This is a genomic window from Streptomyces sp. NP160 (genome assembly GCF_006335115.1).
Classification (GTDB): domain Bacteria; phylum Actinomycetota; class Actinomycetes; order Actinomycetales; family Quadrisphaeraceae; genus Quadrisphaera.
This window is the reverse complement of sequence record NZ_VDMJ01000021.1, coordinates 19,840-43,235: the sequence shown is the minus strand read 5'-3', so window position 1 is coordinate 43,235 and position 23,396 is coordinate 19,840. Positions and strand designations below refer to the sequence as shown.

The 23,396-nt window shown below is 76.2% G+C and carries 21 protein-coding genes; 7 read left to right on the top strand and 14 right to left on the bottom strand.

The features are described 5' to 3' along the window. Positions 1-55 precede the first annotated feature (55 nt). Together FHN55_RS12070 and FHN55_RS12065 are read left to right on the top strand one after the other, a co-directional pair. Positions 56-1,249, top strand: coding sequence for a molybdopterin-dependent oxidoreductase (locus FHN55_RS12070; protein ID WP_257570919.1), 1,194 nt, complete (start codon positions 56-58; stop codon positions 1,247-1,249). Continuing rightward, positions 1,246-1,782: a hypothetical protein gene (locus FHN55_RS12065; RefSeq protein WP_180357798.1), complete on the top strand. Its 537-nt coding sequence runs from the start codon at positions 1,246-1,248 to the stop codon at positions 1,780-1,782. The genes FHN55_RS12070 and FHN55_RS12065 overlap by 4 nt, the downstream gene beginning before the upstream one ends. Positions 1,783-1,905: 123 nt before the next feature. On the opposite strand, the gene FHN55_RS12060 is transcribed toward FHN55_RS12065, so the two are convergent. The 5 genes from FHN55_RS12060 to FHN55_RS12040 all read right to left on the bottom strand — a co-directional run bounded on the left by FHN55_RS12060 (position 1,906) and on the right by FHN55_RS12040 (position 6,585). Then, the gene (locus FHN55_RS12060; protein ID WP_218974616.1) at positions 1,906-3,021 is read right to left on the bottom strand and encodes an FAD-dependent monooxygenase; all 1,116 of its coding nucleotides are present in this window, start codon (positions 3,019-3,021) and stop codon (positions 1,906-1,908) included. A gap of 16 nt (positions 3,022-3,037) precedes the next feature. Continuing rightward, complete coding sequence (locus tag FHN55_RS12055) at positions 3,038-3,577, bottom strand: isoprenylcysteine carboxyl methyltransferase family protein (RefSeq protein WP_139712566.1); 540 nt, start codon at positions 3,575-3,577, stop codon at positions 3,038-3,040. Continuing rightward, on the bottom strand, positions 3,574-4,692 hold the full coding sequence (locus FHN55_RS12050; RefSeq protein WP_139712565.1) for a type III polyketide synthase: 1,119 nt from the start codon (positions 4,690-4,692) through the stop codon (positions 3,574-3,576). The genes FHN55_RS12055 and FHN55_RS12050 overlap by 4 nt, the downstream gene beginning before the upstream one ends. Positions 4,693-4,759: 67 nt before the next feature. Beyond that, the gene (locus FHN55_RS12045) at positions 4,760-5,647 is read right to left on the bottom strand and encodes a hypothetical protein (RefSeq protein WP_139712564.1); all 888 of its coding nucleotides are present in this window, start codon (positions 5,645-5,647) and stop codon (positions 4,760-4,762) included. 41 nt (positions 5,648-5,688) lie between these two features. Then, a complete protein-coding gene (locus tag FHN55_RS12040; protein WP_139712563.1) occupies positions 5,689-6,585 on the bottom strand; it encodes a Ku protein in 897 nt (298 codons plus the stop codon). A gap of 82 nt (positions 6,586-6,667) precedes the next feature. On the opposite strand from FHN55_RS12040, the gene FHN55_RS12035 reads away from it, so the two are divergent. The 3 genes from FHN55_RS12035 to ligD all read left to right on the top strand — a co-directional run bounded on the left by FHN55_RS12035 (position 6,668) and on the right by ligD (position 10,280). Next, entirely contained in the window at positions 6,668-8,293 is a 1,626-nt protein-coding gene (locus FHN55_RS12035) for a molybdopterin-dependent oxidoreductase (RefSeq protein ID WP_139712562.1), read from the top strand. 253 nt (positions 8,294-8,546) lie between these two features. Next, positions 8,547-9,227, top strand: a complete 681-nt coding sequence (locus FHN55_RS12030; RefSeq protein ID WP_139712561.1) for a fasciclin domain-containing protein — start codon at positions 8,547-8,549, stop codon at positions 9,225-9,227. An 84-nt stretch (positions 9,228-9,311) separates the two neighbouring features. Further along, positions 9,312-10,280, top strand: a complete 969-nt coding sequence (gene ligD, locus FHN55_RS12025) for a non-homologous end-joining DNA ligase (protein WP_218974609.1) — start codon at positions 9,312-9,314, stop codon at positions 10,278-10,280. Here ligD and FHN55_RS12020 read toward each other — a convergent pair whose 3' ends face one another. From FHN55_RS12020 to FHN55_RS11990, 7 genes are all read right to left on the bottom strand, one after another. Then, a complete protein-coding gene (locus FHN55_RS12020; protein WP_257570918.1) occupies positions 10,281-12,287 on the bottom strand; it encodes a gamma-glutamyltransferase family protein in 2,007 nt (668 codons plus the stop codon). 51 nt (positions 12,288-12,338) lie between these two features. Further along, positions 12,339-12,839, bottom strand: coding sequence for an HNH endonuclease (locus FHN55_RS12015; RefSeq protein WP_139712560.1), 501 nt, complete (start codon positions 12,837-12,839; stop codon positions 12,339-12,341). A gap of 455 nt (positions 12,840-13,294) precedes the next feature. After that, positions 13,295-14,122, bottom strand: a complete 828-nt coding sequence (locus tag FHN55_RS12010) for a C40 family peptidase (RefSeq protein WP_139712559.1) — start codon at positions 14,120-14,122, stop codon at positions 13,295-13,297. Between the two features lie 379 nt (positions 14,123-14,501). After that, positions 14,502-15,182: a metal-dependent transcriptional regulator gene (locus FHN55_RS12005; RefSeq protein WP_139712558.1), complete on the bottom strand. Its 681-nt coding sequence runs from the start codon at positions 15,180-15,182 to the stop codon at positions 14,502-14,504. Positions 15,183-15,218: 36 nt separating this feature from the next. Further along, the gene (locus tag FHN55_RS12000; RefSeq protein WP_139712557.1) at positions 15,219-16,352 is read right to left on the bottom strand and encodes a bifunctional 2-methylcitrate synthase/citrate synthase; all 1,134 of its coding nucleotides are present in this window, start codon (positions 16,350-16,352) and stop codon (positions 15,219-15,221) included. Continuing rightward, positions 16,349-17,269 carry a methylisocitrate lyase gene (gene prpB, locus FHN55_RS11995; RefSeq protein ID WP_139712556.1) on the bottom strand — a complete coding sequence of 307 codons (921 nt, stop codon included), beginning with the start codon at positions 17,267-17,269 and terminating at the stop codon, positions 16,349-16,351. Before prpB ends, FHN55_RS12000 begins: the two co-directional genes overlap by 4 nt. Further along, a complete protein-coding gene (locus tag FHN55_RS11990) occupies positions 17,269-18,816 on the bottom strand; it encodes an MmgE/PrpD family protein (RefSeq protein ID WP_139712555.1) in 1,548 nt (515 codons plus the stop codon). Before FHN55_RS11990 ends, prpB begins: the two co-directional genes overlap by 1 nt. A gap of 64 nt (positions 18,817-18,880) precedes the next feature. Here FHN55_RS11990 and FHN55_RS11985 point away from each other — a divergent pair, with 64 nt between their 5' ends. Then, positions 18,881-20,269, top strand: coding sequence for a deoxyribodipyrimidine photo-lyase (locus FHN55_RS11985; protein ID WP_139712554.1), 1,389 nt, complete (start codon positions 18,881-18,883; stop codon positions 20,267-20,269). Between the two features lie 18 nt (positions 20,270-20,287). On the opposite strand, the gene FHN55_RS11980 is transcribed toward FHN55_RS11985, so the two are convergent. After that, positions 20,288-21,589 carry an MFS transporter gene (locus FHN55_RS11980; protein WP_139712553.1) on the bottom strand — a complete coding sequence of 434 codons (1,302 nt, stop codon included), beginning with the start codon at positions 21,587-21,589 and terminating at the stop codon, positions 20,288-20,290. A 324-nt stretch (positions 21,590-21,913) separates the two neighbouring features. Here FHN55_RS11980 and FHN55_RS11975 point away from each other — a divergent pair, with 324 nt between their 5' ends. Further along, a complete protein-coding gene (locus tag FHN55_RS11975) occupies positions 21,914-22,663 on the top strand; it encodes a PIG-L deacetylase family protein (RefSeq protein WP_218974606.1) in 750 nt (249 codons plus the stop codon). Between the two features lies 1 nt (position 22,664). On the opposite strand, the gene pdxH is transcribed toward FHN55_RS11975, so the two are convergent. After that, the gene (gene pdxH / locus FHN55_RS11970) at positions 22,665-23,339 is read right to left on the bottom strand and encodes a pyridoxamine 5'-phosphate oxidase (protein ID WP_257570917.1); all 675 of its coding nucleotides are present in this window, start codon (positions 23,337-23,339) and stop codon (positions 22,665-22,667) included. Between the last annotated feature and the right edge of the window lie 57 nt (positions 23,340-23,396).

The window sequence follows — 23,396 nt, the reverse complement described above, 5'->3', positions numbered from 1 at the left end:
GTCGCACGCGACCGTTCCGACGGCGCGGCGGCGCCCCGGGGTGTTCCCTGGTCGCGTGACGAGCACGCGCCTGGTGGACCGCGCCGAGCCGCTGGTGCGCGAGCTGCAGCGGCGGGCGAGCTCCCCGGGCCGCAGCCCCCGCACCGCCGTGGTGCTGGGCCGGCTGCTGGGAGCGGGGGTGGTCGTGTGCTTCGCCACCGGCCTGTTCAGCCACCTCGTGCAGGAGCAGCCGGCGTGGCTGCCGCTGTCCCCGCGCCCGGTGTGGCTGTACCGCGCCACGCAGGGCGTGCACGTGGCGGTCGGGCTGGCCCTGGTCCCGGTGCTGCTGGGCAAGCTGTGGGCGGTCTACCCGCGGCTGTTCGCGTGGCCTCCGGTCACCGGCGTGCGCTCGGTCCTGGAGCGGCTGTCGGTGCTCGTGCTCGTGGCCACCGCCCTGCTGCAGCTGGCGACCGGCGTCATGAACACCGCCCAGTGGTACGCCTTCCCCTTCTCGTTCAAGCCGGTCCACCTCGCGCTCTCCTGGGTCCTGCTCGGCAGCGTGGTGCTGCACGTGGCCGTCAAGCTGCCGGTCATCGCCGGCTCCTGGCGCGCTCCGTCGGCCCAGGACGAGGACGCGGACGACGAGGACGACGAGGACGACGAGGAGGCCGTGGCGCGGCGCACCGCGCTGACGGCGGTGGGAGCGGCGACCGCGGCGACGGTGCTGCTGACCGTGGGCCAGTCGCTGCCCGCGCTGGCACCGCTGGCCCTGCTGTCACCGCGCCGCCCGGGGGTCGGGCCGCAGGGGCTCCCGGTGAACCGGACGGCGCGGGAGGCCGGTGTGCTGCAGACCGCCGTCTCTGCGGACTGGCGCCTGGAGGTCGTCGACGAGCGCCGGGGCGCCCTGGTGCTGCTCACCCTCGAGGAGCTGCGGGCCATGCCCCAGACCGGCGCGCGCCTGCCGATCGCCTGCGTCGAGGGGTGGAGCCAGGACGCCGACTGGTCCGGGGTGCGGCTGCGCGAGCTGCTGGCGCTGGTCGGGGCACCGGCCGGCAGCGACGTGCGGGTGTCGAGCCTGCAGGTGCGGGGCGGGTACCGCACCAGCCTCATGAGGGGCGCCTACGCCCAGGACCCCCGGACGCTGCTGGCGCTGGCGCTGGGCGGTGAGCCGCTGCACCTGGACCACGGACACCCCGCCCGCGTCATCGCCCCGGGCCGCCCGGGCGTGCTGCAGACCAAGTGGGTCCGGCGGGTGGAGGTGCTGTCGTGACCGGGTGGCCGCGGGGCCGGGGCGCGCGCCTGGCGGCGGGGGTCCTCGGCGTCCTGCTGGTGCTGGTGGGCGTGGTGGCGGGCCGGGTGCTCGACCGCGGGCCGCTGGTGGGGGCGCTGCTGTGGCTGCTCGCCGCCGTGGTCCTGCACGACGTGCTCCTCGCCCCGGCGGTGGCGGTGGTGGGGCGGGGCCTGCTGCGGCTGGTGGGTGGGTCGCGCCAGGCCCACCGGGTGGCGGTGGCCGCGGCCGCCGTGGCGGGGACCACCGCCCTGGTGGCGGTGCCGGGCCTGGTGGCGCGTGCCCAGGGGCCGCGCAACCCCTCGGTCCACCCCACCGACTACGCGCAGGTGCTCGCGGTGGTGTGGGCGGTGGCCGCCGCGGTGGTGCTGGTGGCCGCCGCAGCGGGCCGCGTCAGTCGGCGGCGCGCTCCGAGCGCACGCGGGAGGAGGTCATCATCCGCGCCTCGTACCGCGAGAAGCCCATCAGCGCGGGGAGGAGCAGCGGGGGAAGGGCCAGGGCCATCCACATCATGATTCTGCGGATGCCCCGTTCGAGCGCAGCTCAAGCGCGCCGTGACTGTTTCGTGACTGATCGCAACACAACCGTTACCTAAAACCCACCCGTCCCTCACGTCACACAGGTCTCGTCCGTAACGATCACCGCGCCAGTCGATCGACCACGGCACCGAAGACCCCGGGCGCCGCCGCGGCCACCGGCACCAGCGCTGCGCGCAGCGGACGGAGCTCGGCCGCCGCCAGCAGACCCGCCGTCAGCGCCCGGTGCGCCCTGGTCTCGCGCGCCCACGCCGCCGCGTACGCGTCGGCCACCCGGCGGGCTCGCTCGCCGGTCACGGCCTCCACCGCCAGCCGCGCCGACGCCAGGCCCACCCGCAGCCCCTCACCCGTCAGCGCGTCGACGTAGCCCGCGGCGTCCCCGGCCAGCAGCACCCGCCCCGAGGCCACCGCCCGCACGCGCTGGCGCAGCGGCCCCGCGCCCCGCGCTGCGGTCGTCCACGGCGCTCCCCCCAGCCGGTGCGCGAGGGCGGGCAGCTGCTCGAGCCCCTCGGTGAAGGTCGTCCCGCGCGGCCCCAGCACCGCGACGCCCACCTCGCGCGGCCCCACCGGCGTGACGTACCCCTCCACCCCGCGACCCCAGTGCACCTCCACGTGCGAGCTCCACGGCACCAGCGCGGCGTGCCGCCGCACCCCGAAGCGCACCGCTCCCCCGCGCGCGGGGGCCTCCAGGCCCGCCGCGCGCCGCACCCCGGAGTGCAGGCCGTCGGCACCCACCACCCACCGCGCCACCAGCGGCTCGACCCCCGCCGCGCCGGGGACGGCGACGTCGAGCTGCACGCGTGCGCCGTCCTGCACCAGCTCGACCACCCGGCCCGCCAGCAGCGGGACCCCCGCGGCGGCGGCGCGCTCCGCGAGCGCGGCGTGCAGCGCGGTGCGGCGCACGCCGCGCCCAGCCCCGGCGGTGAAGTCGTGGGAGACCGCGCGGCCGGCCGCCGCGCCGTCGCCGTCCTGCACGTACGTGATGCCGGTCAGCGGGGCCCCGGGCGGGTCGGCGCCCAGCGCCAGGACCTCGGCGAGCGCCCCCGGGAGCAGGCCCTCCCCGCAGGCCTTGTCGACCACCTCCAGGCCGGTGGCCGCCCCGCCGCCCGCCGGCCGCGCGCGCGGCTCCACCACCACCGCGTCGAGCCCGGCCGCGACGGCCCGCAGGGCCGCGGCCAGGCCGACCGGCCCGCCGCCGACCACGGCCAGGTCGACCACCCGGGCGGCCACGGCGTCAGGCCCGGGCGTCGTGGAGCCGGGCCAGCGCGGCCTCCTCGGCGGGGATCCGGAAGCGCAGCAGGAGCACCGCGTTGAGCACCGTGAACACCACCGCCGTCACCCACGCCGTGTGCACGAGCGGCAGCGCGAGGCCCTCGACCACCACCACGAGGTAGTTGGGGTGCGGCAGCCACCGCAGGCGGTACGGCCCGGACGTCACCCGCGGCATGCCCGGCACCACCACCACGCGGGTGTTCCACTGCCGTCCGAGCGCGTGCATGCACCACATCCGCAGGGCCTGCGTCACCACGAGCACCGCGACCATCGTCCAGCCGAGCACCGGCACGAAGGGCCGGTCGGCCACGACCACCTCCACCAGGCAGCCCACCAGCAGCGCCGTGTGCAGGGCGGCCATGGCGGGGAAGTGCCCCTGCCCGGTCTCCACGCCGCCGCGCTGCAGCGCCCACGCGCGGTTGCGCGCGCTGATGACCAGCTCCACCAGCCGCCACAGGCCCACGGCGAGCAGCAGCAGGGCGTACCAGCCGACGCTGCTCACCGCTGCTCCTCCCCGCCCCACTCCAGGAGCACCAGCTCGGCGCTGAAGCCCGGACCGAGGGCGAAGAGCACGCAGCGCTGCGGCGCCCCGCCGTCGTCCTGCTCCTCGGGGCGGTCGGAGGCCAGGACGTCGGCGAGCACGTGCAGCACGGACGCGGAGCTGAGGTTGCCCGCCCGCGCCAGCGAGGCCCACGAGGGCGCCAGCGCCCCCTCCTCCAGGGCCAGCGCGCGGGAGGCGGCCTCGAGCACCTTCGGGCCGCCGGGGTGGGCGACCCAGCGGGTCACGTCGTCCCGGTCCAGCCCGAGCGGCGCGAGCAGGCGCTTGACGTCCTCGGCGAGGTGGGCCTCGACGACGTCGGCGAGCGAGGCGGACAGCACGATCCGGAAGCCCGTCCCGCCGACGTCCCAGCCGAGGACGTCGGTGGTGCCCGGGTAGAGGTGGCTGCGGGTGGCGAGGACCCGCGGCGACCTGGCGTCCAGCCCCATCGCGGCGGCGCGCGCGTCGCCCACGAGCACCGCGGCGGCCGCGCCGTCGCCGAAGAGGCCGGAGGCCACGAGGTTGGCGGTGGAGGGGTCGTCGCGCTGCACCGTCAGGGAGCACAGCTCCACGGACAGCAGCAGGGCGACGTCGCCGGGGTGCCCGGCGAGGTGGTCGTGCAGGCGCGCCAGCCCCGACGCGCCGGCCACGCAGCCCAGGCCGAACAGCGGCAGCCGCTTGACGTCGGGCCGCAGCCCCAGCGGGGCGGCGATGCGCGCGTCCAGGGACGGCGCCGACACCCCGGTGACGGTGGTGAAGAGGACGACGTCGACGTCGTCGGCGGCCAGGCCCGCCTGCGCCAGCGCGTCGCGGCAGGCCCGCAGGGCCAGGGAGGCGCCGTCGCGCAGCCAGGCGTCGTTGGCGTCGGTGAAGCCCCCGAGCCGGGCGTACTCCTGCGGCGGCCTGACGAGGTGACGGCGCTGCACGCCGCCGGAGCGGTGCAGGCGGCGCAGGAGCGGCGCCTTCGCGGCGGCCGGCGACCCCGGGGGGCAGACGAGGTCGACGAGGGCCTCGGTGATCTCCTCCTGGGGGTAGCTGTGCTCGGGCAGCACGGGCGCCACGGAGACGACGCGGCTCACTGGTGCTCCCCCACGCCCACACCCTGCGCGGCAGCGCCCCGCGGCGCCACCCCACCCCTGTTCGTGGTCACGGACCTCCCGCGCAGGCGCCGACGAGCGCACCGGTGGCCACCGCTCGGTCGGGCCTGGGCACCCAGAGCCGCACGGGGACCGCCGGGGCTCCGTCGAGCGACAGCTGGAGCTGCGGGCCGAAGCCGCGCTTGTCGTCGGCCAGGGCGTGCGCGTCGCAGCGGGCGGGCTCGAGCACCACGGCGACGTCGGCGCTCTGGCCCGCACCCAACCGCACCGGACCGCCAGGCAGGTGCCAGTGGAACAGCGGCGTGCTGCCGACGCCCTCCAGCGCGGCGGTGCCGCCCGGCGCGACGGGCCCGAGGTGCAGCACCCCGACCGCGCGCAGGTCGGCGCCGCTGCCGGTGGTGGTCCAGGCGGGGTCCCAGCGGGCGGGGACCACGGCGGCCGCGGCGGCCACCGCGCACGCCTCGGCGTGGGCGCGCGCCAGGTGGCGATCGGCGTCCGGCAGGTCGACGGCCGCGGAGGCGCCGTCGGCGAGGGCCAGGACGGCGGTGGCCGGGAGCGGCGGGGAGCTCTCACCGCCGGGGTCCCGTTCCTCCTGCGCGGTGCACGCGGAGGGGGGTCCGAGGTCGACGGCGAGGTCGACGGCGGCCCCCGGCAGCACCTGGACGCCGGCCGCGGCCCGGCCCGTGGGCGCCGCGCCGGGGAAGGCGGCGCTGCGCAGCTGCAGGCCCGTGACGTCGAGGGGCGCCGCGCCGCTGTCGAGCGTGAGCTCCACCTGGATGCGGCGGGCCTCGACGTCGGCGCGCTGCTGGACGAGGTCGGCGCTCAGCCCGGGCACGGCCGTGGGCGCAGGCTCCGCGCCGTCGACGGCTCCTGAGGACGAGCAGCCGGCGAGCAGCGCGACGAGGACCGCCGCGAGGAGGACGACGACCCTGTGCACCCCGACCACCTCCGGCCCCGAGCATGCCGCGGCCGGGCGGGTCAGGCGGACTTGCTGGTCCCCTTCTTGGTGGGGGCGCCGCGCTTGCGGGTGGTCGAGCGGGTCGGCACGGGCTCGGGGGCGGGCTCGTCGCCCTCGGAGGTCTCCCCGCGGCGCGCCTTGGCGCGCTCCACGCTGCGGCGCAGCGCGGACAGCAGGTCGACCACCTCGCCGTCGCCGTTCCCGGAGCCCTCGGCCACCGCGGGCGCGCGCCGCACGTCGCCGGAGGCGATCTTCTCCTCCACCAGCGCCCGGACGGCCTCGCGGTACCCGTCGGCGTACTGGGTGGGGTCGAAGTCGGCGGCCAGGGACTCCACCAGGGAGGAGGCCATCGCCAGCTCCGCGGGCTTGAGGGTGACGTCGGTGCCCAGCACCTCGAAGTCGGGCTCGCGGACCTCGTCGGGCCACAGGACGGTCTGCAGGCAGATGACGTCACCGCGCACGCGCAGCACCGCGAGGGTCTCGCGCTGCCTCAGCGCCACCTTGACCACGGCCACCCGCTCGGTGGCGGTCAGCGCCTCGCGCAGCAGCGCGTACGGCTTGGCGGCGGTCTTCTCGGGCTCGAGGTAGTAGGCCTTGTCGTACATCAGCGGGTCGACCTGGGCCTCGGGCACGAACTCGACGACCTCGATCTCACGGCCGGTCGAGAGCGGCAGCGCGGCGAGGTCGGCGTCCGACAGGACGACGAGGTCGCCGTCCTCGGTCTCGTAGCCCTTGGCGATGTCGCCGTAGGCGACGGGCTCGCCGTCGACGCTGCACGTGCGCTGGTACTTGATGCGGCCGCCGTCGGCGGCGTGGACCTGGTGGAAGGACACGTCCTTGGTGCCCGTGGCGGCGTACACGCGGACGGGCACGTTGACGAGCCCGAACGACACCGCTCCCTTCCAGATGGCGCGCATGCTGGTCAGGGTGCGGCGGCCGGCCGAGTGACCGCCAGCCCTGCTGACCCATCCGAGTCCACCCGGGGGACGAACTCCAGCCATGGCCACCACCTCCTCACCCGCTGCGACGCCGGTCGGCTCTGACCAGCGCCGACGCCGCCTCCCGGGCCGCCGGCCGAGCGCGTCCACCGGCGTCGCCGCGCTGGTGGGCGTGGTGTCCGCGGGCCTCGCGCTGGGCGTGGCGCAGCTGGTCGCCGCGCTGGTCCGGCCCGAGGCCGCGCCGGTGCTGGCGATCGGGTCGGCCTTCATCGACAGGGTGCCGCCGTGGCTGAAGGACACGGCGGTCCGCCTGTTCGGCACCAGCGACAAGCTGGTGCTGCTGGGCTCCATGGCCCTGGTCATCGCGCTGCTCGCGGCGCTGGCCGGCGTGGCCGAGCGGTGGCGCCGCGGCGCGGGGCTGGCGCTCGTGGTGCTGTTCGGCGCCGTGGCGGTGGGCGCCGCCGTGACGCGCGCCGGCGCGGGTCCCTTCGACGCGGCGCCCTCGGTGCTGGGCTTCGCGGTGGGCGGGGTGGCGCTGCGGCTGCTCGTCGAGAGGCTGCGCGCCGCGGACGCGGCCGCCGACCGCGACACCCCGGAGGCCGGCTCGCCGACGCGGCGCGCCGTGCTGGCGCTCACGGCGTGGGTGGCCGTCGGCGCGGCCGCGGCGGCAGCGGCCGGGCGGGCGCTGGGCTCGGCGGCGCGCAGCGCGGTGGCCGCCCGGTCCGCGCTGAGGCTGCCCGCCCCCGCCACCCCGGCGTCCCCCGTCCCGGCCGGCGTGTCGAACGGCGTCGCCGGCACCACGCCCTACCTGACGCCCAACGCCGACTTCTACCGCATCGACACCGCGCTGACGGTCCCCTCCATCGACCCGGCCACGTGGTCGCTGCGGGTGCACGGGCTGGTCGAGGAGGAGGTCGAGATCTCCTTCGAGGAGCTGCTCGCCATGCCCATGACCGAGGAGCGGGTGACGCTGACCTGCGTCTCCAACGAGGTCGGCGGCGGGCTGGCCGGCAACGCCACCTGGCTGGGCGTGCCGGTCGCCGGGGTCCTGGAGCGAGCGCGCCCCCAGGCCGGGGCGGACATGGTGCTCTCGCGCAGCAGCGACGGCTTCAGCGCCTCCACACCGCTGGGCGCCCTCACCGACCCCGGCCGCGGGGCGCTGCTGGCGGTGGGCATGAACGGCGAGCCTCTGCCGCTGGAGCACGGCTTCCCCGTGCGCATGGTGGTGCCGGGCCTGTACGGCTTCGTGTCGGCCACCAAGTGGGTGGTCGACCTGGAGGTCACCCGCTTCGCCGACGCGACCGCGTACTGGACCACCCGCGGATGGTCCGCCGAGGGCCCCATCAAGACGGCGTCGCGCATCGACGTGCCGAAGGGCTTCGCCCAGGTGGCGCGCGGGACGGTGGCGGTGGGCGGCGTGGCGTGGGCGCAGACCCGCGGCGTCCGCGCGGTGGAGGTGCAGGTCGACGACGGCCCCTGGCAGCAGGCGGCCCTGGCCGCCGAGGACGGCCTGGACACGTGGCGGCAGTGGTCGTACGCGTGGGACACCTCCTCGGTCGGCGCCGGTCCCCACACGCTGCGGGTGCGCGCGACGGACGGCACCGGCCAGGTGCAGACCGGCGAGCGCGCCGCGCCGGCGCCGGACGGCTCCACCGGCTGGCACTCCGTGTCCGTGACCGTGCAGTAGCCGCGCAGCAGCCGCGCAGTCGCGCAGCGGTCGCAGGAGCACCAGTCCGCGCGCCGGGGGGCTCCGAACCCCGGTCGGAGACGACGAGGCCCCGGTCTCCCACACCGCGTGGGAGGCCGGGGCCTCGCTGCGCCGATCGGGCGTTGAACAACCCGTGACCTGATCGTGACCCATCCGCACGGTGACCGGCTGCGAACCCCCGGTGTCAGCAAGCCCGAGCCGCCGACCGGCGGCCCGACCCGGAGGTAGAACCATGAAGCGCTCCCTCACCACCGCCTTCTCCGTCTCCGCCAGCGCCTTCCTCGTGCTCGGCCTGGCCGCCTGCGGTGGGGGGTCGACCGACGCCGGCGCGGCGGCCAGCGACGCGGCCTCCTCGGCGATGCCCTCGGAGTCCTCCTCGATGAGCCCCTCGGACTCGATGACCTCCGACGCCGCCATGGCGTCCGGCCCCGTGGGCCCGGGCTGCGCCGACTACGCCGCCGCGGTGCCGAGCGGCGCCGGCTCGGTCGAGGGCATGGCGACCGCCCCCGTGGCCACCGCCGCCAGCAACAACCCGCTGCTGAAGACCCTCGTCTCCGCGGTCTCCGGCCAGCTGAACCCGAACGTCAACCTCGTCGACACGCTGAACGGCAGCCAGTTCACCGTCTTCGCGCCCGTCGACGACGCGTTCGCCAAGGTCGACCCGGCCACCGTCGAGACGCTCAAGACCGACTCCGCGCTGCTGCAGAAGGTCCTGACCTACCACGTGGTGCCCGGCCAGCTCACCCCCGAGCAGGTCGTCGGCATGCAGACCACCGTCGAGGGCCAGCAGGTCGACGTGACCGGCACGCCGGACGACCTCAAGGTCAACGGCGCCCAGGTCATCTGCGGCGGCGTGAAGACCGCCAACGCCACCGTCTACCTCATCGACGGCGTGCTCATGCCCCCGTCCTGAGCCTCGGCCTGACGCACGGCCCCGCCACCTCCCGCAGGTGGCGGGGCCGTCGTCGTCCCGCCGCGGCTGGGGCAGGCTGGGCGCGTGGTGGACGCGGCGGCGCAGGTGGTCGAGATCGCGGGGCGCCGCGTGAAGCTCACGCACCTCGACCGGGAGCTGTGGCCCGGCGGGCCCGGCCGGCGGGCCACCACCAAGGCGGAGCTGGTCAGCTACGTGCTCGACGTGGCCCCGGCGCTCCTGCCGCAGCTGGCCGACCGGCCCGTGACGCGCGTGCGGTGGCCGCAGGGGGTGGGCGGTCCGCGCTTCTTCGAGAAGAACGCGCCGTCCGGCACGCCGCGGTGGGTGCGCACGGCGGAGCTGGAGGGCACCGGTGGCGGGCGCTGGGGCTCCTCCCAGGACGACGACGGCCGGGGCGGTCCCGTGACGTACCCGCTCGTCGACGACGAGGCCGGCCTGGTGTGGCTGGCCAACCTGTCGGCGCTGGAGCTGCACACGCCGCAGTGGCGGCTGGACCACGCCGGCGGTCCCGGGGAGCGGCTGGCGCCCGACCGGCTCGTCGTCGACCTGGACCCCGGGCCCGGGACGGGCCTGGCGGAGTGCTCGGAGCTGGCCGTGCTCGTGGCGGAGCGCCTCGCTGACGACGGGCTCGTCGCCGTCCCCGTCACCTCGGGCAGCAAGGGGATGCAGCTGTACGCGCCGATCAGCGGGCAGCAGGGCTGCGACGTCGTCTCGGCCTACGCCAAGCGGCTCGCCGAGGGCCTCGCGAAGGACCACCCCTGGGTGACCGCCGTGATGGCGAAGGAGGTGCGCCGCGGCAAGGTGCTGCTGGACTGGAGCCAGAACAACGGCGCCAAGACCACCATCACGCCGTGGTCGCCGCGGGGCCGGGAGCACCCCCAGGCGGCCGTGCCGCGCAGCTGGGACGAGGTCGGTGACGACCTGTTCCAGCTGACGCTGAGCGAGGCCGCGGAGCGCTTCGCCACCGACGGCGACCCGCTGGCCGGCGTCCTGACGCCCGACGCGCCGCCCGGCCCCCGCCTGCCCGAGCGCTGATCAGCGGCCGACGGCGTAGCCCTGGGCGCCGCGCGGGTTCGCTGCCGCGCGGACCCACCCGCCGTCGAGCGCCACCGCCGACAGGCGGCCCAGCGACCAGCCGTCCACCACGTGCGCGTCCCAGCCGCGCCGCCGCAGTCCCTCGGCGACGCCGGGCCCGAACCGGTCCTCCAGCAGCAGCCGTCCGGGCAGCGCCTGCCGCGGCCAGAACGAGCTCGGCGCGGTCTCGGTGTGGAAGGTCGGCGCGTCGACGGCGGCCTGCAGCGCCGTCTCCACCGCCTCCCCGCCCGCGCGGGCCCGCTCGGCGGCGTGCACGAGGCGCAGCACGAACGGCACCTGCCAGGCGTCCTGCTGGTCACCTCCCGGCGTGCCGACCGCCATCCACGGCTCGCCGTCGCGCAGCAGCAGCGTCGGGGACAGCGTGGTCCGGGGACGGCGCCCCGGCCGCAGCGTCGAGCCCAGCGCCGAGCCCCACCGCGCCGCGGCCGCCCGCGAGCGCGGCGAGCCACCGCCCGTCACCCCCGCGGTCCCGGCTCCGGCCGGCAGCCAGCACATCTGCGCGCGGGTGCCGAGCGGGAAGCCGAGCTCGGGGATGACGGGCGAGCTCTGCAGCCATCCGCCGCTGGGGGTGGCCGAGACGAGGTTGCCCCACCGGTCGGCGACGTCGACGTGGCACGTGTCACCACGGCCCAGCTCCTCGCGCGAGAGGTCGGTGCGCCGTCCCTGCTCGTCAGCGGCCGGCCGGCGGTCGACCGTGGGCTCGCCGAAGGCGACGTCCCCGTCCTCCACCGCCGCCACGCGCGGCGGCACGGGCAGCTGCGGCAGCCGGCGTGCGGTGCCCCCGGGCCAGCCGGGCTGCAGCTCGTGGCCGGCGGCGTCAGCCCGCTCGCCCAGGAGCGCCCGCCGCGACGCGGTGTAGGCGGGGTCGAGGAGGTCGGCGACGTCGGGCACGTCCACGCCGTCCTCCTCGGCGCCGACCGGGTCGCCGTACCAGGCCTCGCGGTCGGCGCTGGCCAGGTCGAAGGCGGCGGCGCACGCGTGCACCCACGCGTCGTCGTCCTCGGCGAGCGGGTCGGGGGCCCCCTCCGCTCCGAGCTGGCCGTCGAGCAGCGCGAGCGTCTGGAGCAGCAGCGGCCCCTGCCCCCAGGTGCCGGTCTTGGCCACCTGCACGCCGCGGTACTCCCCCACCGCGGGCTCCTCCACGGTCGGCTCCCAGCCGGCGAGGTCGGAGCCGCGCAGCAGGCCGGGCTGGACGGCGCCGGTGACGTCGCGCCAGCGGGTGGTGGAGCAGAACCTGTCGACGGCGTCGGCGACCTCGCCGCGGTACCAGTGCTCGCGCGCCGCCTCGTACTGGGCGTCGCGGTCGGAGCCGGCGGCCTCCGCGGCGGCGACGACGCGGTCGTAGGTGTCGGCCAGCGCCGTGAGGCGCAGCCGCGACCAGGGCTGCGGGGCGCGCGCCGCGCCGGCGTCGCCGGTCAGGTAGGTGGCGGCCGAGGTGGTCCAGGCGCCCTCGCCCTGCGTGTACAGCGGTGTGACCGACGCGAGCGTCGCGGCGACGCGGGGCAGCACGGGCGCGCCGTGGCGGGCGTAGCCGATGGCGGGCTCCAGCACGTCGCGCAGCCGCCACGTGCCCCACCGCTGCAGCAGGAGCGCCCACGCGCCGAAGACGCCGGGCACGGTGGCGGCGAGCAGACCGGAACCGGGGACGGCGGTCAGGCCGAGGTCGGCGAAGGCCTGCGGGGTCGCGGCGGCCGGCACGGTGCCCTGGCCGCACACCACGTGGGCCTGCCGGTCCTGCGCGGACCACAGCACCACCGGCAGGTCGCCCCCCGGACCGTTGAGGTGCGGCTCCACCACCTGCAGCACGAACCCGGCGGCCGCGGCGGCGTCGAAGGCGTTGCCGCCGCGCTCCAGCACCGCCATGCCGGTCTGGCTCGCGAGCCAGTGCGTGGACGCGACGGCGCCGAAGGTGCCGGTGATCTCGGGGCGGGTGCTGGTGAGGGGCACGCCCCCACTGTCACCCACGTCCGCCGGCGCCGGCGACACCGGCCCGCCCGCTCAGGCGGCGTCGAGCTCGGGCAGGTACCCGCCCCACAGGGGGCTGCGGTGCTCGCTGCCGCGCAGCAGCCACGCGGCGCCGTGCGGCGCCCGCAGGCGCACGTGCAGCTGCCAGCCCATCTCCTCCGGGGTCCGGTCGCCCTTGACCCCGTTGCAGCGCAGGCAGCAGGCCACGAGGTTCTCCCAGGTGTCGCGCCCGCCGCGGCTGCGCGGCAGCACGTGGTCGATGGTGGACGCCGGGCGGCCGCAGTAGCCGCAGCGGTGGCCGTCGCGGCGCAGCACACCGCGGCGCGAGACGGGCACGGCCCGCCCGAACGGCACCCGCACGTAGCGGTTGAGCACGATGACGGCGGGCCGGGGCAGCGTCACCGTGGTGGACGCGACGGGCACCTCGTCGGCGACGACGACGTTCGCCTTGCCGGCCAGCACCAGGACCAGCGCGCGGCGCAGCGGGACCACCGCCAGCGGCTCGTAGCCGGCGTTCAGCACCAGGGTCCTCACGGTGCCACCTCCTCGTCGTGGATCGTCAGCGGGCTCGTGCAGGTCGTGCTGCTCGCGCTCGGGGCGCGGGGCGGGGACGCACCGGCGCGTCATCGGAAGGGCTCGCTGACGGGCCCCGGAACGGCGACAGGCGCCGTCCCGCGGGGGACGGCGCCTGTCGTGGTCAGGGCGGTGGGGCTGGCCGGGCTGGTGGCGCGGCGCGCGCTGCTGCGCACGGCGCTGCACCTGGCGCTGCTGCCGGGCAGCGGACTGCCGTGGTGGTGCTGGTGCGGATGGTGGAGCCGCTGCCTGCACGCCAGGCCGCTCGGCGCAGCGCTGCGCAGGACGCTCGGACCTGCGAGCGCCCCGCTCAGCGGATGTGGCGGCACCACGGGGGAACTGTACGTCGCGCACGGGCCGAGGTGGCCGCGCTCCACCCGCTGTTCTCGTCACGACCCGGTCACGCCGGGCGCGGCTCAGGCGACGCGGGTGAAGACGACCGAGGAGGACCAGACGTCGCGGACGTCGATGGCCTTGCCCGAGCGCGGGGAGTCGATCATCTTGCCGTTCCCCAGGTAGATCCCGTTGTGGTAGATCCCGCCCTTGCCGGTGAAGCTGATGATGTCGCCGGCCTTGGCCTCGGAGGCGGACACGCGGGTGCCGGCGGTGGCCTGCTGCGAGGCGGTGCGGGGCAGGTCCTTGCCGACCTGGGCGTAGACGTAGCGGACGAAGCCCGAGCAGTCGAAGCCCGCGGGCGTGGTGCCGCCGAAGCGGTACTTGATGCCCGTGTAGCGCTTGGCGATGTCGATCACCGAGGCGCCGGCGGTGTTCGCGCTGGGGGCCGGGGCGGCGGAGCTGTCGTCGCTGGGCTCCGGGGGGCCCTGGTCGACGTCCGGGTCGTCAGCGGTGGAGTCGGTGCTCGCGACGCGGCTGGCCTCGCGGGCCTCCTTGGCGGCCTGGAACCTGTCGGCGGCGCGCGAGGCGCGCTCGGCGACGGCCGCGCGCTCACCGGCGGTGACCTGCGCGTCGTGCTGGAACTGCGCGGCGTCGACCGTGGTGAGGGAGGTGAGCGCGAAGCTCACCTGCGCCTTCGGGGAGGCCTTCACCGAGGAGGAGCCGGCGACCGCGCTCTGCGTGGTGGTCGAGGGGTCCTGCGGGGCGTCGGAGGTCGCGGCGACGGCCGGCATGCCCATGGTGACGAGGAGCCCGCCGCTCACGGCGATGACGGCGGAGCGGCGGCCGACGGTGGTCGCGTTGGTGGCGACGGCGTCGCCGAGCACGGTGAGCGGGGTGCGGGTGCGCACGGCACGGCGGTGACGCGCTGCGGTCCGGCTGCTCGCGGACATCTCGACCACTCGGCCTCTCCGTCGCCTGCGGGGTGAGCTGTCGGGTTCGGGCGAGGTCTGCGCCCGGCGCGCACCACCCGGGGTCACCGGGCGGGGTGCGCGCTTAACCCCGAGGAGCTCCGCCTGGGAGCCCCGTGGTGCGTGGGTCCCCCGCCCCTGCCAGCGGTGTCCGCCCGACCGCGCCCGGTGGCAGGGTTCAGCGCCCGGTGCGGACCTCGCGAGGTGTCTCTCGAGGCAGGACTGACAGTAGTGACGCGTGACTCTGCGTTCCGGGAACTCGCGATCGTGGCTAAACGTGACCTGGGTCACACTCTCGCGGTCGCGGCGCCGGGGCCGGTCAGCTGGTGGCGGTCACGAAGACGTGGACGGCCACGTCGTCGGCCAGCACCTCGCCGGGGTCGCCCACGAGCACGCCACCGGCCACCCGCTGCACGCGCACGGTGCCGCCGGGGCGCAGGCCCAGGGCGGACAGGCGGTGCATGGCGCCGGTGTCGGCCTGGGCCGGCTCACCGACGCGACGCACCTGCACCTCGGCCGGGGCGCTGGACGCGGCGGCCATGAGCGTGCGCAGCCCGTCGAGGGTGTCGGGGACGTCCACGCCGCCGATCTCCGCCAGCCCCGGGATGGGGTTGCCGTACGGGTCCTCCCGGGGGGCCTCGAGCAGGTCGAGCAGGCGGCGCTCGACGCGCTCGCTCATGACGTGCTCCCAGCGGCAGGCCTCGTCGTGGACGTACTCCCACTCCAGGCCGATGACGTCGATGAGCAGCCGCTCGGCCAGGCGGTGCTTGCGCATCACCTGCGTGGCGCGCTCGCGCCCGTGCGCGGTGAACTCCAGGTGCCGGTCTCCGCTGACCACCACGAGCCCGTCGCGCTCCATCCGCGCCACCGTCTGGGAGACGGTGGGCCCGCTCTGCTGCAGGCGCTGGGCGATCCGCGCGCGCAGCGGGACCGTCCCCTCCTCCTCCAGCTCGAAGATGGTCTTGAGGTACATCTCGGTGGTGTCGATGAGGTCGCTCACGCCGCCCACCCCTTCCGTGCCGGTCCTGCGAGCAGCCTAGTTGCCGGTGATCGACCGCCGACCAGGGCCGGTGTACTGCGACAGCGGGCGGATCAGGGCGTTCGCCTCCACCTGCTCGCGCACGTGCGCCGTCCACCCCAGCACCCGCGCCATGACGAAGAGCGGGGTGAAGAGCTCGGTGTCGAAGCCCATGAGCGCGTACGCCGGGCCGCTGGGGTAGTCGAGGTTCGGGCGGATGCCGGTGGCGTCGGCCATGGCCTGCTCGACGGCGTCGTACAGCTCGGCGAGGTCGCGGCGGCCCTCCCGCTCGACCATGACGTCGAGGGCGGCCTTCATCGTGGGCACGCGCGAGTCGCCGGTCTTGTAGACGCGGTGCCCGAAGCCCATGACCTTGCGCTTCTCGGCCCGCGCCCTCGCCACCCACTCGACGGCCCGGTCAGCGCTGCCGACCTCGGCGAGCACACCCATGACGGCTTCGTTGGCCCCGCCGTGCAGCGGGCCCTTGAGCGCGCCGACGGCGGCGGTGACGGCCGAGTGGTAGTCGGCCAGCGTGGAGGTCACCACGCGCGCGGTGAACGTCGAGGCGTTGAAGGAGTGCTCGGCGTACAGCACCATCGACACCTCGAAGGCCCGCACCACCTCCGGCGCCGCCTCCTGCCCGAACGCCGCGGCGAGGAACGCCGCGCTCCAGCCGAGGTCGGTGCGCAGCGGCAGCGGCTCCAGGCCGCGCCGGCGCCGCTGGACCCGCGCCACCACCGCGGGCAGCTGCGCGAACAGCTGCAGCGCGCGGGCCAGGTCGTCCTCGCGGGTGCGCTCCTCCGGCGCCAGCGTCGGCCAGGTGGCGCCGATGGCGCTGACCGCGGTCCGGACGAGGTCCATGGGGTGGGAGTCCACCGGCAGGGCGTCGAGGACGGCGACGACGGCGTCGGGCAGCGCCCGCTGCTCCCGCTCGGCGCGCTCGAAGGCCACGAGCTGCTCGGTGGTGGGCAGCTCGCCGTACCAGAGCAGGTGCGCGACCTCCTCGACCGTGCAGCGGGCGGCGAGGTCCTGCACGGGGTAGCCGCGGTAGAGCAGCTCCGAGGGCCCCGTGGCCGGCGCGGTCACCGAGGAGACCCCGGTGGTGTCGACGACGACGCCGGCCAGTCCGCGCTTGATCTCGTGCTCGCTCACGCCTGCACGCCCTTCTCGCCGTCGGGCACCTCGAAGGTGAAGACGTCGGCGTCGAAGTCGCTGTAGCCGGCGTAGTCGACGAGCTCGTACAGCCGCGCTCGCGTCAGCATCGACGGCACCTCCCCCTCGAGGGTCCCCGTGGTCGCGAGCGCGTCCAGCGCCCGCTCGACGGCGCCCATCGCCGTCCGCAGCAGGCTGACGGGGTGCAGCGCGATCCGCACGCCGACCTCGGCCAGCTGGGCGTGGGTGAACAGCGGCGCCTTGCCGAACTCCGTGATGTTCGCGAGCACGGGCACCTCGACGGCCGCGATGACGCGCTCGTAGTCGGCCAGCGACAGCATCGCCTCGGGGAAGACGGCGTCGGCCCCGGCGTCGACGTAGGCCTTCAGCCGGTCCACCGCGGCGTCCAGGCCCTCCACGGCCCGGGCGTCGGAGCGGGCCATGACCAGCAGGTCGGGGTCGCGCCGGGCGCGCACGGCGGCGGCGATGCGCTGCGCGGCCACCTCCCGGCCGACCACCTGCTTGCCGTCGAGGTGGCCGCAGCGCTTGGGGTTGACCTGGTCCTCCAGGTGCAGCCCGGCCACCCCGGCGTCCTCCAGCACCTGCACGGTGCGGGCGACGTTCATGGGCTCCCCGAAGCCGGTGTCGGCGTCGACGAGCACCGGCAGGTCGGTGGTGCGGGCCACCTGCGCGGCGCGCTGGGCGACCTCCGTCAGCGTCGTGAGGCCGATGTCGGGCAGGCCCAGCTCCGCGGAGACCACGGCACCGGAGACGTAGACGCCCTCGAAGCCCCTGCCCTCCACCAGCGACGTCGACAGGGGCGTGAAGGCCCCGACGAAGCGCTGCAGCTGCCCGCTCGCGAGCCCGGCGCGCAGGGCCTGGCGCTTCTGCGACGCGGTCTTCGCAGCGTGGAGCATCAGAAGATCCCTCCCGCCGGGGTGGCGGTGCGCGCGCGGACCGTCAGCTGCGACAGCTCACCGGGCCCCAGGTCGGGCAGGCGCTGGGCGACGTCGAGGAAGCGCTCCACCTCGTCGTCGTCGAGCACGCCCTCGGCCAGGGTGCGGAACTTGGCGACGTAGTCGGCCCGGGCGAACGGCCGGGCGCCGGCGGGGTGGGCGTCGGCGACGGCGATCTCCTCCACCACCCGGCTCCCGTCGGCCAGCTCGGCCTCCAGGCGGCCGCCGAACGCCCGCTCCATGGGGTCGGGGTCGTGGTAGCGGCGGGTCCACTCCGGGTCCTCGACGGTGGTGACCTTCCGCCACAGCGACACGGTGTCCGGGCGGCCGGCGCGCTCGGGGGTGTAGCTGCGCTCGTGGTGCCAGCCGCCGTCCTGCAGAGCCACCGCCACGATGTACGGGATCGAGTGGTCGAGCGTCTCGCGGCTCGCGGTGGGGTCGTATTTCTGCGGGTCGTTGGCCCCGGAGCCGATGACGTGGTGGGTGTGGTGGCTCGTGTGGAGCACGATCGACCGCACCTGGGCGGGGTCGCGCAGCGCCGGGTGCTCCGCACCGAGGCGGCGGGCCAGGTCGATCCAGGCCTGCGCCTGGTACTCCGCGGAGTGCTCCTTGGTGTAGCTGTCGAGGATGCCCCGGCGCTGCTCGCCGGCCTCGGGCAGCGGCACCTCGTAGACGTGCCCGAAGCCCGAGAGCAGGCGCGCGATGACGCCGTCCTCCCCCTCGTAGATGGGCGTGGGGCTCGTCTGGCCGCGCACCGCGCGGTCGACGGCCTCGACGGCGGCCTTGCCGGCGAAGGCCGGGGCGTGCGCCTTCCACGTGCTGATCTCGCCCTTGCGCGACTGCCGCGTGGCGGTGGTGGTGTGCAGCGCCTGGCCGATGGCGTGGAAGACCTGCTCGGTGGGCAGGCGCAGCAGCGTGCCCAGGCCGGCGGCGGCCGAGGGGCCGAGGTGGGCGACGTGGTCGATCTTGTGCTCGTGCAGGCAGATGCCCCGCACCAGGTCGATCTGCACCTCGTAGGCGGTCACCAGGGCCCGCACCACGTCGGCGCCGGTGACCCCGCCGAAGGGCCCCTGGCTGGCGGCCAGGTGCTGGGCGACCGCGACGACCGGCGGGATGTTGTCGCCCGGGTGGGAGTAGTCGGCGGCCAGGAACGTGTCGTGGAAGTCCAGCTCGCGGACCGCCACGCCGTTGGCCCACGCGGCCCACTCCGGGCCGTAGCGCCCGGGGGCGCCGTGGACGGTGGACCCGGTGCCCTGGCTGGGGGCGGCGCCGGACGCCGGGTGGGCCATCGCCTGCGCGCGGGCGGCGAGGACGGGTGCCCGCGTCAGCGACGCGGTGGCCACGGCGGCGTCGTCGATGACGCGGTTGACGACCATGTCGACGACGTCGTCGTCGATGCTCGCCAGGGCGGTGGTGTCCGCGGCGAGCTGCGCCAGCTTCCACGCCAGCTGCTCCTCGCGCGGCAGGTTCTCGTCGCTGCGGTGGGCTCGGACCTGGTGGGTCTGCACGCTGTCACGCTAATCCGGGTCCGCTGCGGTGGCCGAGGCGCTCCCCGTGCGCGACGCTCCCCGCGTGACCTCGACCGTGCTCTGGCTGCGCCGCGACCTGCGCCTGCGCGACCACCCGGCCCTGCTCGCCGCTGCCGAGGAGGCCGGCGGCTCCGGCGTCCTCCCGCTGTTCGTGCTCGACCCGGCCCTCCTCGGCCCCGCCGGCCCCACGCGAACCGCGTGGCTGTTCCGGTCGCTGCGGGCGTGGTCGGCCAGCGCCGACGGAGCCCTCGTGGTCCGGTCCGGGAAGCCGGAGGACGTCGTGCGGCAGGTCGCCCGCGAGGTGGGCGCGGAGCACGTGCACGTCACCGCTGACGCGGGCCCCTACGGCCGCGCCCGCGACGAGCGCGTCGAGGAGGCGCTGGCCGGCGACGGCGTCCAGCTGGTCCGCACCGGCACGCCCTACGCCATCGGCCCCGGCACGGTGGTGAAGGGCGACGGCGCGCCCTTCCAGGTCTTCACGCCGTTCTCGCGCGCCTGGACGGCGCACGGCCACCCCGAGCCCGCCGCCTCGCCCCCGCAGGACCTGCGCTGGGTGCGCCGCGTGGAGGGCGAGGAGGTCCCGGACGACCCCGAGGAGCTCATGCGAGGGGACCTCACGCTCCCCGACGTCGGCGAGGAGGCCGCCCTGCGCCGCTGGGAGGCGTTCCAGGAGCGGCTCGACGACTACGACACCGACCGCGAGCGCCCCGACCGCGACGGCACCTCGCAGCTGTCCGCGCACCTCAAGTACGGCGAGGTGCACCCGCGCACCCTGCTGGCCGACCTCGCCGCCAGCCGGCACGGCGCCACGAAGGGCGGCCAGACGTTCCGCACCGAGCTCGTCTGGCGGGAGTTCTACGCCGACGTGCTGTGGCACCGGCCCGACTCGGCCCGCGAGTACTACCGCCCGCAGCTGGCGGGCATGCGCTTCGACTCCCCCGCCCGCGGTGACGGGAAGGCGCACCTGGAGGCCTGGCAGGAGGGCCGCACCGGCTTCCCGTTCGTGGACGCCGGCATGCGCCAGCTGCGCACCGAGGGCTGGGTGCACAACAGGGTGCGGATGGTGGTGGCCAGCTTCCTCGTCAAGGACCTCCACCTCGAGTGGCAGCACGGCGCGCGGTACTTCATGCGGTGGCTGCGCGACGGGGACCTGTCCAGCAACAACCACGGCTGGCAGTGGACCGCCGGCTCCGGCACGGACGCGGCGCCGTTCTTCCGGGTGTTCAACCCCGTCAGCCAGGGCGAGAAGTTCGACCCGGACGGGGAGTACGTGCGCCGCTACGTGCCCGAGCTGCGGCACCTGGCCGGCAAGGCGGCCCACTCCCCGTGGGACCACGCCGGCGGCTACGACCACGGCTACCCCGAGCGCATCGTCGACCACAGGGCCGAGCGCGAGGAGGCCCTGGCCCGCTACGCCGCGGTGCGCAGCTGACGCGCCGTCCTCGCGAGGTCAGGGGACGGGGTCGCGCGCGTCGTACCGCAGGAACCCCCGCTGCCAGGCCATGAGGACGACGACGGCGAGCACGCACGCCACGCCGCCGACCACCGCCGCCAGCGCCTCACCCAGCGCGTCGGCGTCGGCCCCGGCGACGAGGTCGCCCAGGCGGGGGCCGCCGGCCACCACCACGATGAAGACGCCCTGCAGGCGACCGCGGGCCCAGTCGGGCGCGGCGGACTGCAGCACGGTCTGGCGGAACACCGAGCTGACGGCGTCTGCCGCGCCGGCCGCCGCCAGGGCGGTGCAGGCCGCCCACAGGTGCCACGACGCCCAGGGCACGGCGGTCGAGGTGACCGACCCGGTGTGCGCGGCGGACGGCGAGGCCAGCAGCAGCACCAGGCCGAACGCGACGATCGCGGCGCCCCAGGCCGCCACCGACACCGCGATGGCCACGCCGTGGCGGTGGACGCGCCCCAGCGGCCCGGACACGAGGCTGGCGAGCACGGACCCGACGGCCACGGACGAGGCGAGCACGCCCGCCGTCGTCGCCCCTCCCCCGATGAGGACGGCTCCGACGGCGGGGAAGAGGGCACGGGGCTGGCTGAGCACCATCGCGCAGATGTCCAGCAGGAACGTCATGCGCACGTTGCGCCAGCCCCTGAGCAGGCGCAGGCCCTCCAGCACGCTGGCCAGGCCGGCCTTCCGCGCGCCGCCGAGGGGCGGCAGCGGCGGCAGGCTCAGCACGGTGACCAGGGCGACGAGCAGCGTGACGACGTCGATCGTGTAGGCGGGCCCGAAGCCCACCGTGCCGACCAGCAGGCCGCCGACCAGCGGCCCGACGGTGACGCCGAGGTTCATCGACAGCGTGCCGAGGGCGTTGGCGGCCGGGAGCTGCTCGACCGGCACGAGCATGGGGATGATCGCGGTGCGCGCCGGGGAGTTCACGGCGAACGCGGCGCTCTGCAGGGCCACCAGCCCCAGCAGCAGGACCACGGAGCCGACGTCGAGCCAGGCCTGGCCGGCGATGAGCACCGAGGCGACGAGCAGGGCCGCCGAGGACAGCACGATGACGCGGCGCCGGTCGTGGGCGTCCACGAGGGCGCCGCCGTAGAGGCCGAGCACCACGAGCGGGACGAAGGAGACCAGACCCACCAGGCCGACGGCGAACGACGAGCGGGTCAGCTCGTAGACCTGCAGCGCCACGGCGGTCACCCCGAGCTGGCTGCCGACCCCGGCGAGGGTGAGACCGATCCACAGCCGCCGGTACTCCGGCGAGGAGCGCAGCGGGGCCGTGTCGAGGAGCAGCGCGGACATCGGGTCCATGGTGCCTCAGGCACCTGTCAGGGGCGTCCCCGCCGCCTCCCAGGGCGTGGAAGAGCCCGCGGGCTCCCCTCCGACCTGGAGGGGGCGTCGCGCTGGACGAGGGCGCGACTCCCGCGGGCTCCGGTGACTGCCTGGGACTAGCAGGCCGTCCGGGTGGCTCACGCTGCCTGACGGCTAGCGGGCAGTCACCTCACGCGTCCGAAGAACAACCACTTCTCGGATCACCTCCTCTCCCGTGTGCCTCCACGCTACGTCCGCTTCCGCGGGGCGTCGAGACCTTTTTCCCGGCCCGTCGGCGGCTGCCACGATGGCCGCGTGAGCGACGCCGCCCCGACGCCCCTGCCCGGCCTCCCCGAGGACTTCGACCGGGTGCTGTGCGTGGTGGCCCACCCCGACGACGTCGAGTACGGCACCGCCGCCGCCGTGGCCCGCTGGACGGCGGCGGGCAAGCAGGTGGTCTACGCGATGGCCACCTCCGGCGAGGCGGGGATCGACACCGTCCCGCCGGCGAAGGCGGGCCCGCTGCGCGAGGCCGAGGAGCTGGCCAGCGCGGGTGCCGTGGGCGTGCGGGAGGTGGAGTTCTTCCGCCACCGCGACGGCCGCCTCACCGAGAGCATCGACCTGCGCCTCGACATCGCCCGCGCCGTCCGGCAGCACCGCCCGCACCTCGTGGTGACCATCAACCACCACGACACCTGGGGCCCCGGCAGCTGGAACTCCGCCGACCACCGGGCGCTGGGCCGCACCGTGCTCGACGCCGTCGCCGACGCCGCCAACCGCTGGATCTTCCCCGAGCTCGGCCACGAGGGCTTCGCGCCCTGGAAGGGCGTGCGCCGCGTCGTCGTCGCGAACAGCACCGCCCCCACCCACGTCGTCGACGTCACGGACACCGAGGAGGCCGGGATCGCGGCGCTGGCGCTGCACGAGGAGTACTTCCGCGCGCTCGACCCCGACGTCCCCGTGCGCCGGCAGGCCGAGGAGGTCTACCGGCAGGTGGTGCGCCGCGACGAGCCGGGCTGGGAGGGCCGCGCCGTGCTCGCCGTGGAGCTCGCCCTGCAGCAGTGACTCACGGCTGGCGGCGGACGACCCGCCACGCGCCGGCGTCGTCCAGGGGCGCCGGCCCTCCGCTGACCGACAGGTAGACCAGCCGGTCGTGCAGCCGGGAGCGGCGCCCCACCCACAGCTCCACCTCCACCGGCCGCACCAGGAACCCGCCCCACCCGTCGGGCAGCGGCACCTCGCCCGGCTCGGGGAAGCGGGCGGCCGCCTCCTCGTAGGCGCGCGCCAGGTCCTCGCGCGAGGCCACCTCGGCGCTCTGCCGGGAGGCGTGGGCGCCCAGTTGCGACCCGCGCGGGCGGGAGGCGAAGTACGCGGCGCTCTCCTCGCGGCTCACCTGCTCCACCGCCCCCCGCACGCGCACCTGGCGCTGCTGCGGGTGCCACGGCAGGACGAGCGCCGCGTGGGGCACGGCGGCCAGCTGGCGGGCCTTGGCGGAGCCGAGGTTGGTGTAGAAGACGAACCCGCGGGCGTCAGCGCCCTTGAGCAGCACGGTGCGCGCGTCGGGCAGGCCTTGGGAGTCCGCGGTGGCCAGCACCACGGCGTTCGGCTCGGCGATCCTCGGGTCGGAGCTCGCCTCGTCCCACCAGCGGTGGAACTGCTCCAGCGGGGTCGGGGCGAGGTCGGTGGCGTCCAGGCCGGCGTCGGAGTAGTCGACGCGGTGCTCGGCCAGCTCGCTGCTCACGCTCTCCACACGGTGCAGGATGCACGCCGTGAGCGTTCGCGACACGTCAGGTCCGGG

Excerpts from the sequence above, each read along its gene's own strand:
- FHN55_RS12040 (WP_139712563.1), bottom strand. The coding sequence starts at position 6,585 with ATGCGCGCCATCTGGAAGGGAGCGGTGTCGTTCGGGCTCGTCAACGTG.
- prpB (WP_139712556.1), bottom strand. The coding sequence starts at position 17,269 with ATGCTCCACGCTGCGAAGACCGCGTCGCAGAAGCGCCAGGCCCTGCGC.
- FHN55_RS11980 (WP_139712553.1), bottom strand. The coding sequence starts at position 21,589 with ATGTCCGCGCTGCTCCTCGACACGGCCCCGCTGCGCTCCTCGCCGGAG.
- FHN55_RS12035 (WP_139712562.1), top strand. The coding sequence starts at position 6,668 with ATGGCCACCACCTCCTCACCCGCTGCGACGCCGGTCGGCTCTGACCAG.
- FHN55_RS12030 (WP_139712561.1), top strand. The coding sequence starts at position 8,547 with ATGAAGCGCTCCCTCACCACCGCCTTCTCCGTCTCCGCCAGCGCCTTC.